Source organism: Burkholderia pulmonis (assembly GCF_984667975.1).
In genome coordinates this window covers 857,473-871,805 of the sequence record NZ_OZ480188.1, presented here as the reverse complement: position 1 = coordinate 871,805, position 14,333 = coordinate 857,473, and the positions used below count along the sequence as shown (strand labels likewise).

The window sequence follows — 14,333 nt, the reverse complement described above, 5'->3', positions numbered from 1 at the left end:
GCCATCCGGCAGGCCGTCCGCCGCGCCGTGACCGCCGGCCGCCCGCGGCGCGGCATTCCAGGCAAGGAGGCCGACATGAACAGCACGCTGAACCCCGACAACGAACCGGTTGGCCCGGACGAGGACAACGCACGGCGCGGGCGCGATGGCTGCGCGCTGGGGCCGGGCGACTCGTCCGACAGCGGCAGCGATACGGCCGGCGCGGGGCGTCATCCGTTCGACATCGACTCGCCGCTCGACAGCGATACGGACCGGACGGGCACCGGTGAGCGCGCATCGGCGGACGGCGATTCGACGCTCCACGAAAGCGCCGATATCGAACCGGACCGTACCGAGCGGCTGAGCGGGCCGGACCGCGCGGACGAATCGGAGGACCCCGGCGGCTCGGGGGGGCACCGACGCATAGCGCGGTACAGCCTGTGGGAGTCGTACGCGAAAAAACTGCAATGAAGTTGCAGATAGGGGCCGGCCGGCGGCGGACGCAGACGCCACGCGAGTCGGCAACGGTGGCAGGTGATTTGCACTGACCCGACCGACGCGGGCCTCCCATCCCGTTACCGACCACGCGTGCCGAGCCGCGTGCCGAGCCGCGTCCGGTACATTCAGTAATCCTTCGGACCGGGCGGGATCGTCTTGCCGGTGTCGCTTGCGGTATTGCGCTCGTGCTCGGGCAGCAGCGCGAGGCGGTTGTACAGCGTCTTCAGGCTGATGCCGAGCGCTTTCGCGGTGCGCGGCTTGTCCCCCTTGAAATGCCGCAGCGACGCGACGATGAAGCGTTGCTGCGTGTGCGCGAGCGTCGTGCCGACCGGCAGCGTCATCGTGTCGTCGCGGACTTCGTCGCGCGGCGGCTGCCGGCGCGGCAACTGCAGTTCGATCTGCTCGTCCGCGAGGATGAACGCGCGCTCGAGCGCATTGCGCAGTTCACGGACGTTGCCGGGCCACGTATGGGAGCGCAGCGCCTTCATCGCCTGGGTCGACAGCCGCTTTCTCGTACGGTGCCGTGCATTCAGCCGCTCGACGATCTGCAGCGCGATGTCGCCGACATCGTCCTCGCGCTGCCTGAGCGCGGGCACGTGCAGCGCGACCGTCGCGATCCGGTAGAACAGGTCTTCGCGCAGGCGGCCGCTGCGCACGGCCTCGACGGGATCATGGTGGGTCGCCGCGACGATCCGGACGTCGAGCGGAATCGATTCGTGGCCGCCGACCCGTACGATCGTGTTCGATTCGAGCGTGCGCAGCAACTTGACCTGCAGCTCGGCCGGCATTTCGGCGATCTCGTCGAGAAACAGCGTGCCGCCGCGCGCGGCTTCGAACATGCCCACATGCTGGGCAATCGCACCGGTGAAGCTGCCCTTCTCGTGACCGAACAGATGCGACTCCGCGATGTCGCGCGGAATGGCGCCGCAGTTGACGGGGACGAACGGCGCGCGCCGTCGCGGGCTCATGTCGTGCAGCAGCCGTGCGACGAGATCCTTGCCCGCGCCGCTTTCACCGACGATCAGGACGCTCGCGCGCGTGACCGCCACGCGCGAGACCTTCTGCAACAGGGTCTGGATCGATCGCGAGCGACCGAACAGCCGCGTGCCGTCGCCGTTGGATTTCGACATGCGAGAAGACGAGCAGGGAAGTTTGACCGGATACGTCGGGGCAGGGTGCAAAAACGACCGCAGTGCACCGCATGATCCGTGGAAAGAGGATAACGTTCTTACCGATTGTCACGCATTGAATCTGGCAATGCAGGCTGCCTGCATGGATAGATTTATTCGATGAGAAGCGAATGCGCGACATGGCTCTTCTATACTGATGAGGATCGCTTTTCAACGGAGAGCGCCAGTCCGAACCAGCGCATCGGTCGTGAAGTGTCGCCGTGCGAACGGCGGCCGAACTACGCCGCTCTCCGCAGCGGCCCGGGCAGGCACACGCGCCGGGCCGCGTCACCAGGAGCCACGATGCCCTATGTCCTGATCGTCGAAGACGATGCGGATACGCGTTCGATGCTCGCGGCGCTCGCGCACACGCAGCAGCTTGCCTGCGATACGGCGGCGACGCTGGAAGAGGCGCGCACGCTCGTCACGACGAACACGCCCGATCTCGTGCTGTGCGATCTCGTGCTGCCGGACGGCAACGGGATGGATCTGTTCGATGCATTGCCGAAGCGTTCGCATTGCGAAATGGTGTTGACCACCGGCCATGCGAGCCTCGAAACCGCGATCGACGCATTGCGGCGCGGCGCGACCGACTATCTCGTGAAACCGCTCAACATGCAGCGGCTGAACAGCATCTTTGCACGCGTGCCGCGCACGACCGCGCTGCATGAGGAAATCGCCGAGCTGCGCTCGGAACTGAAGCGCCTTGGCCGTTTCGGCCGCATGCTCGGCAGCTCGCCCGCGATGCAGGCCGTCTACGATGCGATTGGCCGCGTCGCACGTACCGAGGCGTCGGTGCTGCTGACCGGCGAATCGGGCACGGGCAAGGAGCTCGCCGCGCAGACCGTGCACGACCTGAGCCTGCGCCGCCGCGGCCCGTTCCTCGCGGTGAACTGCGGCGCGATCGCCGCGAACCTCGTCGAGAGCGAGATGTTCGGCCACGACCGCGGCAGCTTCACCGGCGCGGAGCGTCAGCACAAGGGCTTCTTCGAACGCGCGGACGGCGGCACGCTGTTTCTCGACGAGATCACCGAGATGCCGCTCGAGTCGCAGGTCAAACTGCTGCGCGTGCTGGAAACGGGGCGCCTGACGCGGCTCGGCTCGACGCGCGAGATCGACGTCGACGTGCGCATCGTCGCCGCGACGAACCGCGACCCGGAAGCCGCGATGGCGGAAGGCAAGCTGCGGCCCGACCTGTTTCACCGGATCAACGTGTTCCCGATTCCGCTGCCGTCGCTGCGTGAGCGCGACGACGACATCCCGATGCTCGCCGATGCGTTCCTGCAGCAGTTCAACGAAGAAAGCGGCCGGAGCCTGCGCTTCGCGCCGGCCGCGCGTGATGCGCTGAAGACCTATGGGTGGCCCGGCAACGTGCGCGAGCTGCGCAACTTCGTGCAGCGCGCGAGCATCTTCAGCGACGCCGACGTGATCGACACGCTGCCGCCGCCGATCATGGACGAACTGTCGAACATGGTCGATTCGCACGAGGAGCGCGTCACCGTGCCGTTCGGCACGCCGCTCGAGGAGGTCGATCGCAAGCTGATCCTCGGCACGATCGCGCAATGCGGCGGCGTGAAGGCGCAGGCGGCCGAGGTGCTCGACGTCAGCCTGAAGACGATCTACAACCGTCTCGCGCAACTGGAAGACGAAGCGGACAAGCCGGATTCCTGATGCCGCCGCGATCGAACCGGCCGGCAGGAGCACGATCGATGAGCGATATTTGGCGGGCGCGAGCCGGCAATTACGCGACGGCCGTGATGCTGGTCGCGATCGCGACCGTGCTGCAGGCGCTCGCGATCCGTTTCGGCGGCGTGAACCTGCCGCTCGTCCTGTACTACCCGCTGCTCGCGGGCGCTGCGTGGGCGACGTCGTTCCTGTTCGGCATGGCCTCGACCGTGGTCAGCGGCATGCTCGTCTGGACGCTGTTCCTGTCCGATCCGGCGGCTTATCCGGAGCCGCTGCCCGGGCGGCTCGTGCGGCTCGGCACCTTCGTGCTGGTGTGCGCGCTCGTGTGTGCGGTTGCATCGATGCTGCGTGCCGCGCGGCTCACCAACGACGATGCGCGCCGGCGCGAGGCGGCCGCGCGCCGGCGGCTCGAAGCCGTGCTGCAGGCGCTGCCGCACGGCGTCATTGCGACCGATACGAACGGACGGCTGACCTACCTCAACGAGGCGGCGGCCACGCTCGTCGGCTGCCGGCCGGACGAGGCGACCGGCCGTGCCGCGCGCGACGTGCTGCGGATCGTCGATCGCGACGGCCGGCGCGTTGCCGCGACCCCGCTCGACCTGGCGCTCGGCGGCGCAGGCGTCGTGTCGGATCGTCACTGGTTGCAGACGGGCGGCGGCGAGCCGGTGCCGGTGGTCGAGGTGGCGTCCCCGCTCGGCGATGCGGACGGCAACATCGACGGCGCCGTCCTGCTGTTGCGCGATGCCGGCGTCGATCGCTCGCGGGCCGATGCGTCGCGCTTGCAACGCGCCGTCGTCGACGCGTCGCCTGACGCGATCGTCGGCATCGACGCCGACGGCCGCGTCGTCAGCTGGAATCCGGCCGCGCAACGCATGTTCGGCTACGCCGAAAGCGATGCGCGCGGGCGCGCGTTCGAATCGCTGATCGCGATGCGCTGGCTGAAACGCAAGCCGTTTGCCGAAGCGTTCGACGACATGCGCGATGCGGTCGGTCCGGTCGATCTGCTGTGCGTGCGGCGCGACGGCCGGCGTTTTCGCGCGACCGTGTCGGCGTGCCCGGTGCGCGGCGAGGCGCGTGCGTACGTTGCATTGTCGCTGACGCTGCGCGAAGCCGGCGCGCAGCGCCGTCGCGATCTGCGCGCGCAGCGTTCGCTGCAGGGCGCGCGCGATGCGCGCGACCAGGCCGATACGTCGAACCGACTGAAGGACGAGCTGCTTGCGACGGTATCGCACGAACTGCGCACGCCGCTGAACGTGATCTACGGCTGGGTGGAGGTGCTGCGCAACTCGGGCGACAACGCGCTGCAGCAGCAGGCGATCGACGCGATCGACCGCAGTGCGCGTTCGCTGACGAGAATGGTCGGCGACATCCTCGACGCATCTTCGCTCGCCACCGGCAAGCTTCGGCTCGACGCGATGCCGGTGGATCTCGTGCGGCTGTTCTCCGATTCGGTCGGCGCGTTCCAGACGGCAGCGTCGTCGACCGGCATCGTGCTCGAATTCGATTGCACGGTGGCCACCTGTGTCGTGTCGGGCGATGCCGAGCGGCTGCGGCAGATGCTGTCGAATCTCGTGTCGAACGCGCTGAAGTTCACGCCGGGCGGCGGCAGCGTGACGGTCGGGCTCGCGCGCGACGACGTGCGCGTGGTGCTGACCGTGTCCGACACCGGGCAGGGGATCGCGCCGGCGTTCGTGCCGTACGTGTTCGACATGTTCCGCCGCGCGGACGATTCGCCCGCATCGTCGCGGCGCGGGCTCGGCCTCGGCCTGTCGATCGTGCGGCATATCGCGGAACTGCACGGCGGCCGCGTGGCCGTCGAGAGCGCGGGTCGCAATCGAGGCGCGACGTTCACGGTGACGCTGCCGGCCGGCTGGCAGCCGGCCGGCGCGATGGCATGGGGGATCGCGCAGGCGGGCGGCCATCACGAACGGCTCGCGCTCGATACGCAGCGGATCCTGATCGTCGACGACGATGCGACCACGCGCGCGAGCCTGACGGCGGCGCTGACCACGTTCGGCGCCGCCGTCGCGATCGCGTCGTCGGGCCGCGAAGCACTCGCGGTGGCCGCCGACATGCGGCCAACCGTCGTGCTGTCCGATCTCGCGATGCCCGACGGCGACGGCTTCTGGCTGCTGGACGCGCTGCGGCACGGATCGATGAACGGCGACAGCGGCCCGCCCGACGTGCGCGTGCTGGCCGTCACCGCCCACGCTGGCCTTGCCGATGAACGCCGCGCGCTGGAGGCCGGGTTCGACGGCTATCTGTGCAAGCCGGTCGACGTGCGCGAACTGGCGGACAAGATCGCGCACGTGACGAAGCGCAACACCTGACGCAACAGCCCTGCCGCTGCCGGCGGCAACGCGGCATTCACCCCGTTGTCCCTTTTCGCCTCGACCGGCCGGGCAATCGGTATGCCTGGTGGCGCGCGTGTGCGCGTGCGCAAGCGACCATCGACAAAATTACAACGCGTTGGATGAAAGAGCCTCCGGTCGCCGCCAGGCGCGTGGCCGTGGCATCGATGCCGCGGCACGCCGCTTGCGCCGTCGATGTGTACTTGCCGGCCGTGCCGGCCACACGAGAGGAGGTCACGATGAAGGTGTTCCAGCTGCAAGCCCGCTCCCTGCGAATCCGCCGCGATCGCGCGACGCGCACCGGCATGGCGGTCGCGATCGCCGCCGCCACCGCGTGCGCGGTCGTCGCGCCGAACGTGCTCGCCGCCGGCGACGACAGCGCTGCTGCGTCGACGGCGTCGCCCGCGCATTCGACGACCTCGACTACCGGCATGAAGATCCGCGATGCGACGATCACGGCGAAGGCGAAGGCCGAACTCGTCGGTGCGAACGGGCTGTCGTCCGGCGACGTGCACGTGAGGACGCGGCACGGCACCGTGACGCTCACCGGCAGCGTGCCCGACGAGCAGCAGCGCACGCAGGCCGTCGGCGTCGTGAAGCAGGTCGCTGGCGTGCAGGGCGTGCGCGACCAGCTGACCATCCGGGCCGAGTAATCGAGGGCTTTGCTCAAGGAGCCCGGTGATGAACGGCGTGCTCGAGCCGGTCGGCGAGCGGAAGGCACCGAAGGGCATGGACCACCCGGCGAGCAAGTCGGAGGGGGCCAGTGCGCGGAATGCTCGCACGCGGCCCGCGACGTGCTCGACACGCTCCGCAAGATCCCCGATCGCAGTACGGCCCGGCGGCATCGGTTTCGAAGGAACCCGGGCGGCTGATGCAAGTGCCGTCCCGTTGCGCCGCGCGTCGCTGCGTGCGGCGCCCGACCCGTCACGAGGAGGACGAGCATGACGATGATCGTCGCAGGCCGCTTCACGACGTTCGATGAAGCGGAAGGTGGGGCGCGCCACCTTTACGAGCGTGCGTTCGGCCCGGACGACGTGTCGATCTTCTTCCTGAATCCGGGCGGCCAGCATGCGCGCTTTCCGATCGGCGGCGACGTCTATGCCGATACCGCGGCGAAGCCAGGCGGCCGCGGCGCGGTGCTCGGTGTGATCCGCGGGCTGCTGATCGGCATTGTCGTCGGGCTGATCGTCTATGCGCTCGGGCTGCGCTACTGGTTCGTGCCGGTCGCCGGTGCGCTGGCCGGCGCGTATCTCGGCGCATTCGGCGGCGCGCTCGGCCGGATGCGCGGCGAGCCGGCCGAAGGCAGGGGCACGCTCGCGCAGACCGAGACTGGCGTGATCCTTGCGACGCGCGTCACGCCCGATACCGTGACGACTGCGGAAGACGTGCTGCGTGCGACCGGTGCGACATCGATCGAGCGCGTCGAAGGCGACTGGCAGGACGGCGAATGGCGCGACTTCGATCCGGTGCGGCGGCCTGACGAAGCCACGCCGGGCGGGCCGGCGAACTGAACGGCCGGACGCTGCATCCGAACGGCGGCCCGATCCTGGCGGTTGACGATCGCGAACGGCCGCTTCCACGCAAATGCAAGGAGGAACCCGATGAAACAACCCAACTGGACGATCGCGGCGCTCGCCGCAGGCGTGCTGGCCGTGTCGGGGCTCGCCCGCGCGCAGATGCCGAGCGAGCCGCCGGCATCGAATTCACATGTGCCGGACGGCGTGATCAATCCGATGCCGGGCGCGGGCGACGCGCGGATTGCGAAGGCGCCGTAGGGCGGCGACGCGGAGTTCATCGACAAGGCCGCGATGGCCGGCAAGGCCGAAGTGCAGGCGAGCCAGCTCGCGCTGAAGCAGGCGCAGTCGCCGGACGTGCGCGCCTTCGCGAAGCGGATGGTGACCGATCACGGCAAGGCGAACAGGCAGCTCGACGAGATTGCCGCGCGCAAGGGCATGAAGCCGCAGGTCGAACAGATCTCGGACCCCGACGTCGAGGCGCTGCGCGGCAAGAGCGGTCACGACTTCGACGCCGCGTACGTCGCGGCGGTCGGTCCCGACGCGCACCGCAAGGCGATCGCGCTGTTCGAAGGCGAGGCGCGCGATGGCAAGGATCCGCAGTTGCGCGCGTTCGCGAACGCCACACTGCCGACGCTCCGGCATCACCTGAGCATGGCGCAGGCGCTCGAACGCAAGGTGGGCGCGCGGTAACGCGTGCCCGTTCAACCCCGGGCCGCGTGCGCGGCCCGTTTTTTTTGGAGAGTCAGTCATGGCCCATCGGCAACCGAAGCACGAAGGCATCCGCGAATTGCTCTGCCAGGCATACGAAACCGAGCTTGGCGGCGCGAAGATCTACGAGGCCGCGCTGCAGTGCGCGACCGACGAGGACCTGCACAGGGAATGGGAAAAATACCATCGCGAGACGCTGCATCACCAGGCGGTGCTGCGCAAGGTGTTCGAGGCGATCGGCATGGACCCCGATGCACAGTCGCCCGGACGCAGCGCGGTCGCGGCGACGGCGAAGTCGCTGGTCCACCTGATCGAGCAGGCGCAGAAGCAGGCCGATCCGGCGGTCGCGCAGATCGTCGCGGCCGAATGCGTGGTGCTCGCCGAGACCAAGGACCACCTGAACTGGGAACTGATCGGCTACGCGGCCGACCAGTTGCCGGCCGGCGATGCTGCAAAGGCGCTGAAGGACGCGCACGACGAGGTCGAGGCCGACGAGGATCATCACCTGTACCACACGCGTGGCTGGGCGCGCGAGATGTGGATCGAGTCGATGGGTTTCAAGGCGGTGCTGCCGCCGCCGGAGGAAGTGAAGAAGGTCGAATCGGCGGCCGAGGCGGCGCGCGCCGAGCGCTCGCGCGGCAAGATGATGTGACGGCGGCGGGCCGGCAGCCCGGCGGCCCGGCGGCCCGGCAGCGTCGCGCCGTTGCGACAGCAGCATCACGAGCATCCGCACTGCCGCTACGCCGTCGAGCACCGCGTTCCAGGACAACGCCTTGATCGGATCGACACGACCTTGTAAAAGCGCGTGACGCACCGCCACACGACGAAAAACGCCCCGCGCGGGCGGGGCGTTCGATACGGAGGCACCGGCGAACCGGCGCCGCGTCACCGGGCGATCAGTGACGGCCGCGCGTGCGCGGATCGTTCAGTTCCTCGGTCGGGTCGGTCAGCCCCAGCTCGTCTCCGGCGCGCCAGTACGGCGCGCTGCCGTAAAAATCGTGCAGCGGCTCGGCCCATTGCGGATCGGCCATCGCCGGCCAGTGGTCCTTGTCGAACCCCGGTGCGTTGCGGATCCGCTCGGACGATACCGACAGCAGGAAGCACTTGCGCTCGGTGTCGAGCGTGAGCGCGCTCCACGGAATCGCGTGCAGCTTGTCGCCGATGCCGAGGATGCCGCCGCTCGACAGCACCGCATAGGCGACGCGGCCGGAGCGCACGTCGAGCATGATGTCCTTGATCTTGCCGACATCGTCGCCGTCGGTCGTATAGACCTTGTCGCCTTCCAGCGTATCGGCCGCCATCACGTCGGGGCCGGGGCCGGCCGCCGTTGCGGCGCCCTTGCCGATGATGCGGGTCTGACCTTGATCGGAAGTCTGCATGGTGTCCTCCAGGCTGCGTGGGGCGCGACCGTGCCCGGGGCGGGCCCTGCGGGTCGCGCGGGTGGTCGGGACGGGCGAGGATCGCGCCGTCACGTCTGCTTCGGTTGCGACACGCCTTCGAGCGTGTTCGCGACGTCGTCGCGCTCCGGGCCGGCCGTGCGCGTCGCGATGTCCGCGAGCGACAGCATGCCGACCAGCCGCTTGTCGTGATCGACGACCGGCAGGCGGCGCAACTGCGCGTCGGCCATGTAGTGCTGGATCTCGTCCAGCGAATCGTCGTCGAAGCACCATTCGATCGGGCCCGACGCGACTTCGTGGATCCGCGTCTCCGGCGGCTTGCCGGCCGAGATCGCGCGCACCGCGAGGTCGCGGTCCGTCACCATCCCGATCAGCCGGTTGTTGTCGCATACGGGCAGCGCGCCGATGTCGTAGCGCTCCATCAGTTGTGCGGCATGACGGATCGAGTCGGTCGGTGCGATACGCACGACGTCCTGCGACATGATTTCGTTGACGCGATGCATGACGTTCTCCTTGCGGGTTGGGTGGAGCGGATGGCTCGGCACGCGCCGGACGAAGGCAGCAACGCGCATGCCGTCCGGCGCACGGCCGGCTACGTGTCGTCGCGTTCGCGCTTGTCCTGCCACGGCCCGTCGTCGTGCGTGCCGGGCGGCGTATCCGGCTCGATGCGCGTGACGCCGCCGGTCGCGGGCGGGTCGCTCGCCGGAAACGTGTCCTCGAGCTGCTGGTCGATGTGGCGTTCCGAATGGTGCGTGTGCGTGCGGTCCTGATGCTTCAGCGGCGGCGACGGATCGGTGCGTCGCTCGCGCGGCGGCGTGTCGTGGCCGGACCGGGTCGAATCCTTCATGGCGAGGCTCCGTTTCGGTGGCGATGAGCGGCCTGTGTCGCAACGGCCGTGCCCGGCGCGCGCACGCGGCACGCGATTTGCCATATCGACGGCGACGACGATGACGCGCGGCCCGACCGGTGCCTGGCATGCGCACTTCCAGCGGAGGCACGATGACGATTCCGAAACGGCGACCCGGCGTGCGCTACGAGGTCAACGTATGCGGCGGTGGATTCGATTCGGTGAAGAGCCATTTCGATACGTGGAAGCACGAACCGCTGATCTATCGGCCCGAGCGCCGGATGTTCGAGGGCAAGGCCGACGTGCGGCCGCTCGGCGACGAGACGTTCGGCTCGACTGAGCCGGCGCGCTTCGCGCTGCAGCGCGCCTGCGAGCCGTCGGACCCGTATGCGCTCGCCGCATGCGTGAGGGACGACGGCCGCGAGCTGTGGCTCGTGATGGCCGCATACGACGCATAGCCGCGCGCTTGCAAGATTTGCAGCGAGCGGTGTAGCGAAGGCACGGCGCAACTCGAGAGGCCGCACGTGTTTGCGTCGATGCCTGCATGCGGGCAGCGCGAACGGACGGCATGCGCATTGATCCACGGCGTTCGAACACGTCGACATCGAGCGGCAGCGCGGCACGTTCGTGCGCGTCGCGGCGCGAGTCGACCTGATGACGGCGCGTCGCACACCGCCCGCGTATGCGGGCGATTTTCATTTCAACCGGCTCTGAGCCGTCGATCCGAGGGAGGATGTCGATGAACACGATCCAGACGATACGCGCGGGCGCGTGTGCGCTTGCCGCCGCATGCGCACTGGGCGCATGCACGCAACCGACGAACGGTAGCTATGGTGCGCGCGCGGCCCCGCCGGCGCCGCCTGACGGCCGCGGTGCACAGTCGACCACGACGATGCCGGACGCGAATACGCGTGACGACACGCGCCGGTCGCCGGGCAACATGATGCCGCAGGGCGCGGCCGGCGGCGAACCGGTCGACGTGCCGCCGCCAGGCCCGAACGGTGTGCAGGACGACAAGCCGCTGCCGGGTACGCCGCCGCTGATGCAGTACTGAGCGCGGCGCAGCCGGCGCACGGCACGCGCGTTGCGAGGTGGCATGCGCGCCGCGCCCCGCGGTGTACGGCATGCCGCACCGTGATGCGGCGGGAGGAACGCCATGGCGAGCCCGCGCGAACACCTGGAAGACTGGCTGCGCGATGCATATGCGATGGAGCGGCAGGCTGAAACGCTGCTCCACGCGCAACTGAAACGGGTCGATCACTATCCGAACCTGCAGGATCGCCTGCGCCTGCATCTCGACGACACGCGCGACCAGCAGACACTCGTCAAGGCGTGTCTCCAGCGGCTCGGCGCGGCGCCGTCGGCGCTCAGGGATGTGACCGCGCAGATCGCCGGCTATGGGCAGGTGGCGAGCAACATGATGGCGGTCGACGAGGTGATGAAGGGCGCGCTGGCGGGCTATGCGTTCGTCCAGGTCGAGATCGCCGCGTATACGGCGCTCGTCTCGACCGCGCAGGCGGCCGGCGAGGCCGAGATCGTCGCCTGCTGCGAGCGGCTCCTGCAGCAGGAGCGCGACAAGGCCGCATGGCTGCTGTGTCACCTGCCGGACCTGACCACGGCGTTTCTCCATCGCTCGGCCGCCGATTGCATCGATGCGAACCGGTAGTCGTCGAGCGACGGCGCGCGTTCCCGCGAGCGAATTGCGTGCCCCAAACTTGCCGCCGGCTTGTAAAAAAGCGCCCCCGGGCCGCGGCGGCACGGGGTACGAACCCGCGAGGGCCGCGGCGCTGCGCGCTGCGCCGGACTGGCATGAAAGCTGCGTAAGTCCTGTATACGACCTACCGCGAACCGAACCGTCAGGAGGCTTTCGATGCCCGTCTCGCTTGCGCTGCAGATGCGACAGCATCTCGCACTTACGCCGAGGCTTCAGCAGTCGCTGCGGCTGCTGCAGTTGTCCTCGCTCGAATTTCAACAGGAGTTGCGGCAGGCGCTCGACATGAATCCGTTTCTCGAAGACGGCCAGGGCGACGACGAGCCCGCTGCCGACGCGGCGGAGCAACCGGCTGAAGCGGCCGCGCCCGAAGCGGCGCCCGCACCCGAAGAAATCCGCCCGCCGGACGGCGAAGTGCCCTTTACGGCCGCGCCCGCACCGCGCGGCACGAGCCGCCAGGGCGACGACGCAGGCGGCCTGTCGCCCGGCGAATGGATCGCCGCCGAGCCGTCGCTCCATCAGCAACTGCACGATGCGCTCAGGCTCTATCCGCTGAACCGGCGCGACCGCGAAGCCGCGCGCATCGTGATTGACGCGCTCGACGACGACGGCTATCTGCGCCAGGAACTGGTCGAGCTGCTGGTCGCGGCCGACCCGGCGCTGCTGCTGTCGGAGCAGGATCTCCTGGTCGCGCTGCGGCTCGTGCAGATGCTCGACCGGCCGGGGATCGCCGCCCGTTCGCTGTCCGAATGCCTGATGCTGCAGCTCGACGCGATTCCGGCCGGCACGCCGGCGCTGGCGGAGGCGAAAGCGATCGCGCGCGAGCATCTCGAACGGCTCGCGCGCCGCGAGACGGCCGAGATCCAGCGGCGCGTCGGCTGCAACCAGCAGACGATGCAGGCGGCCTGCGCGGTGGTGCGCGGGCTCGACCCGCGCCCCGGCAACCACTACGGCAGCACGCGCGGCGATTACGTGATACCCGACGTGATCGTGCGCCAGGTGCGCGACGAGTGGATCGTGACGATCAACCCGGCCGTGCTGCCGCGTGCACGCCTGCACGAACGCTATGCGACGCTGTTCGCGCAATCGAGCGGCGAGCGCGATTCGCCGCTCGGCCAGCAGTTGCAGGAGGCGCGCTGGCTGATCCGCAACGTGCAGAAGCGCTTCGACACGATCCAGCGCGTGGGTGAATGCATCGTCGCGCGGCAGCGCGATTTCTTCCGCTACGGCGAGATCGCGATGAAGCCGCTCGTGCTGCGCGACATCGCGGAAGAACTCGACCTGCACGAATCGACCGTGTCGCGCGCGACGGGCAACAAGTACATGTCGACGCCGCACGGCACGTTCGAGTTCAAGCACTTCTTCCCGCGCAAGCTCGAGGCGGCCGGCAAGGGGGTGTGCTCGGCCTCGGCCGCGAAGGTGCTGATCCGCGACATGATCGCGGCCGAGCGGCATACCGCTCCGCTGTCCGACGTCGCGCTCGCCGAAAACCTCGCGGGCCGCGGCATCCTGCTTGCGCGTCGTACGGTGACGAAGTATCGCCAGGGGATGAAGATTCCGCCGGCCGACCTGCGGCGCCGCGACGCCGCGTGACGGCCCGAGTGATTCAACCGCGCGCGTGCCGCCGCTCGTGTCGACCCACGCGCCAACGACAGGAGCCTCACCATGCCAGCAAAATCCCAGGCCCAGCAGCGTGCCGCGGGGGCCGCGCTGTCGGCCAGGCGCGGCGGGACGAAAATGAAGGACCTCAAGCCGCCGGCGAAGTCGATGGCCGAATCGATGAGCGAGAAAGAACTCGAGAAAATGGCTTCCACGCCCGTGCACGACAAACCGAAGCACCAGCACGATGCGTGACCGACGACGACGTTTGATGACGACCGCTGTCCTCCAGGAGGGTTCCATGCTTCGATACGCCATCATCTTCTTCATCATCGCGATCGTTGCCGCCGTGTTCGGCTTCGGCGGCATCGCGGCCGGCGCGGCCGAGATCGCGAAGATCCTGTTCTACATCTTCGTCGTGATCTTCCTGGTCACGCTGCTGCTGGGCGTCGTGCGACGATGAGCGGCGCGCCCGACCGGTCGCAGCGCGTCGCGGAACTCGAACACGCGCTCGCGATCGGCTTTCCGTCGCAGTCGACCGTCGTCGTGCATGCGGACGATGCCTCCGGCCGGCTGACGATCCAGGTGTCGTGGGTGCGCGTGCCGGCCGAAGCCAGCGCGCGCGACTGGCGTTGCACGGTCGACCTGCGGTTCGATCCGGACGTGATCACGCGCTACGCATCGCTCGACGCGGCCGACCGGCTGCGCGTGCGCACGCAGCTGTGCGACCGCGCGCGGCGCGCGGTGGACGAGCACAAGCCGCGCGTCGAGGAGGCGGCGATCGAATGCACCGTCGCGCTCGATGTGACGCGTGCCGACTTCGACGCTGCGCTGCGCACGCCCTGACTGCGCTGCCTGGCAAATCGTGAAC

Annotated in this window: 17 protein-coding genes and 1 pseudogene; 14 read left to right on the top strand and 4 right to left on the bottom strand. The window is 69.0% G+C overall.

What is annotated here, in order from left to right; translation table 11 throughout:
* Positions 1-75: 75 nt before the first annotated feature.
* Positions 76-450 carry a chemotaxis protein gene (locus tag AC5LXK_RS35415; RefSeq protein WP_493394285.1) on the top strand — a complete coding sequence of 125 codons (375 nt, stop codon included), beginning with the start codon at positions 76-78 and terminating at the stop codon, positions 448-450.
* A gap of 152 nt (positions 451-602) precedes the next feature.
* Here the strand turns inward: AC5LXK_RS35415 and AC5LXK_RS35410 are convergent, their stop codons facing one another.
* Positions 603-1,607, bottom strand: a complete 1,005-nt coding sequence (locus tag AC5LXK_RS35410) for a sigma-54 interaction domain-containing protein (RefSeq protein ID WP_493394284.1) — start codon at positions 1,605-1,607, stop codon at positions 603-605.
* Between the two features lie 342 nt (positions 1,608-1,949).
* Here AC5LXK_RS35410 and AC5LXK_RS35405 point away from each other — a divergent pair, with 342 nt between their 5' ends.
* From AC5LXK_RS35405 to AC5LXK_RS35380, 6 genes and pseudogenes are all read left to right on the top strand, one after another.
* Positions 1,950-3,317, top strand: a complete 1,368-nt coding sequence (locus AC5LXK_RS35405; RefSeq protein WP_493394283.1) for a sigma-54-dependent transcriptional regulator — start codon at positions 1,950-1,952, stop codon at positions 3,315-3,317.
* 38 nt (positions 3,318-3,355) lie between these two features.
* Positions 3,356-5,662 carry a hybrid sensor histidine kinase/response regulator gene (locus AC5LXK_RS35400; RefSeq protein WP_493394282.1) on the top strand — a complete coding sequence of 769 codons (2,307 nt, stop codon included), beginning with the start codon at positions 3,356-3,358 and terminating at the stop codon, positions 5,660-5,662.
* Positions 5,663-5,922: 260 nt separating this feature from the next.
* Positions 5,923-6,336 (top strand): BON domain-containing protein, encoded by a 414-nt coding sequence (locus AC5LXK_RS35395; RefSeq protein ID WP_493394281.1) that lies wholly within the window; start codon positions 5,923-5,925, stop codon positions 6,334-6,336.
* A gap of 288 nt (positions 6,337-6,624) precedes the next feature.
* On the top strand, positions 6,625-7,194 hold the full coding sequence (locus AC5LXK_RS35390; RefSeq protein ID WP_493394280.1) for a hypothetical protein: 570 nt from the start codon (positions 6,625-6,627) through the stop codon (positions 7,192-7,194).
* A gap of 90 nt (positions 7,195-7,284) precedes the next feature.
* Positions 7,285-7,890 (top strand): annotated as a pseudogene (locus AC5LXK_RS35385) (DUF4142 domain-containing protein).
* A gap of 58 nt (positions 7,891-7,948) precedes the next feature.
* Positions 7,949-8,560 (top strand): hypothetical protein, encoded by a 612-nt coding sequence (locus AC5LXK_RS35380; RefSeq protein WP_493394279.1) that lies wholly within the window; start codon positions 7,949-7,951, stop codon positions 8,558-8,560.
* A 244-nt stretch (positions 8,561-8,804) separates the two neighbouring features.
* Here the strand turns inward: AC5LXK_RS35380 and AC5LXK_RS35375 are convergent, their stop codons facing one another.
* The 3 genes from AC5LXK_RS35375 to AC5LXK_RS35365 form a co-directional block, all read right to left on the bottom strand.
* Positions 8,805-9,287, bottom strand: coding sequence for a PRC-barrel domain-containing protein (locus tag AC5LXK_RS35375; protein WP_493394278.1), 483 nt, complete (start codon positions 9,285-9,287; stop codon positions 8,805-8,807).
* 89 nt (positions 9,288-9,376) lie between these two features.
* Entirely contained in the window at positions 9,377-9,808 is a 432-nt protein-coding gene (locus AC5LXK_RS35370) for a CBS domain-containing protein (RefSeq protein WP_493394277.1), read from the bottom strand.
* 89 nt (positions 9,809-9,897) lie between these two features.
* A complete protein-coding gene (locus AC5LXK_RS35365) occupies positions 9,898-10,152 on the bottom strand; it encodes a hypothetical protein (RefSeq protein ID WP_493394276.1) in 255 nt (84 codons plus the stop codon).
* 152 nt (positions 10,153-10,304) lie between these two features.
* Here AC5LXK_RS35365 and AC5LXK_RS35360 point away from each other — a divergent pair, with 152 nt between their 5' ends.
* The 7 genes from AC5LXK_RS35360 (at position 10,305) to AC5LXK_RS35330 (ending at position 14,308) form a co-directional block, all read left to right on the top strand.
* Entirely contained in the window at positions 10,305-10,610 is a 306-nt protein-coding gene (locus AC5LXK_RS35360) for a hypothetical protein (RefSeq protein WP_493394275.1), read from the top strand.
* Positions 10,611-10,891: 281 nt separating this feature from the next.
* Entirely contained in the window at positions 10,892-11,206 is a 315-nt protein-coding gene (locus AC5LXK_RS35355) for a hypothetical protein (RefSeq protein ID WP_493394274.1), read from the top strand.
* A 102-nt stretch (positions 11,207-11,308) separates the two neighbouring features.
* Positions 11,309-11,818 (top strand): ferritin-like domain-containing protein, encoded by a 510-nt coding sequence (locus AC5LXK_RS35350; RefSeq protein ID WP_493394273.1) that lies wholly within the window; start codon positions 11,309-11,311, stop codon positions 11,816-11,818.
* 204 nt (positions 11,819-12,022) lie between these two features.
* On the top strand, positions 12,023-13,456 hold the full coding sequence (gene rpoN, locus AC5LXK_RS35345) for an RNA polymerase factor sigma-54 (RefSeq protein WP_493394272.1): 1,434 nt from the start codon (positions 12,023-12,025) through the stop codon (positions 13,454-13,456).
* Positions 13,457-13,528: 72 nt separating this feature from the next.
* On the top strand, positions 13,529-13,717 hold the full coding sequence (locus tag AC5LXK_RS35340) for a DUF3008 family protein (RefSeq protein ID WP_493394271.1): 189 nt from the start codon (positions 13,529-13,531) through the stop codon (positions 13,715-13,717).
* A 46-nt stretch (positions 13,718-13,763) separates the two neighbouring features.
* The gene (locus AC5LXK_RS35335) at positions 13,764-13,925 is read left to right on the top strand and encodes a DUF1328 family protein (protein WP_027792525.1); all 162 of its coding nucleotides are present in this window, start codon (positions 13,764-13,766) and stop codon (positions 13,923-13,925) included.
* Positions 13,922-14,308 (top strand): DUF3022 domain-containing protein, encoded by a 387-nt coding sequence (locus AC5LXK_RS35330; RefSeq protein WP_493394270.1) that lies wholly within the window; start codon positions 13,922-13,924, stop codon positions 14,306-14,308. Before AC5LXK_RS35335 ends, AC5LXK_RS35330 begins: the two co-directional genes overlap by 4 nt.
* Positions 14,309-14,333: the final 25 nt, after the last annotated feature.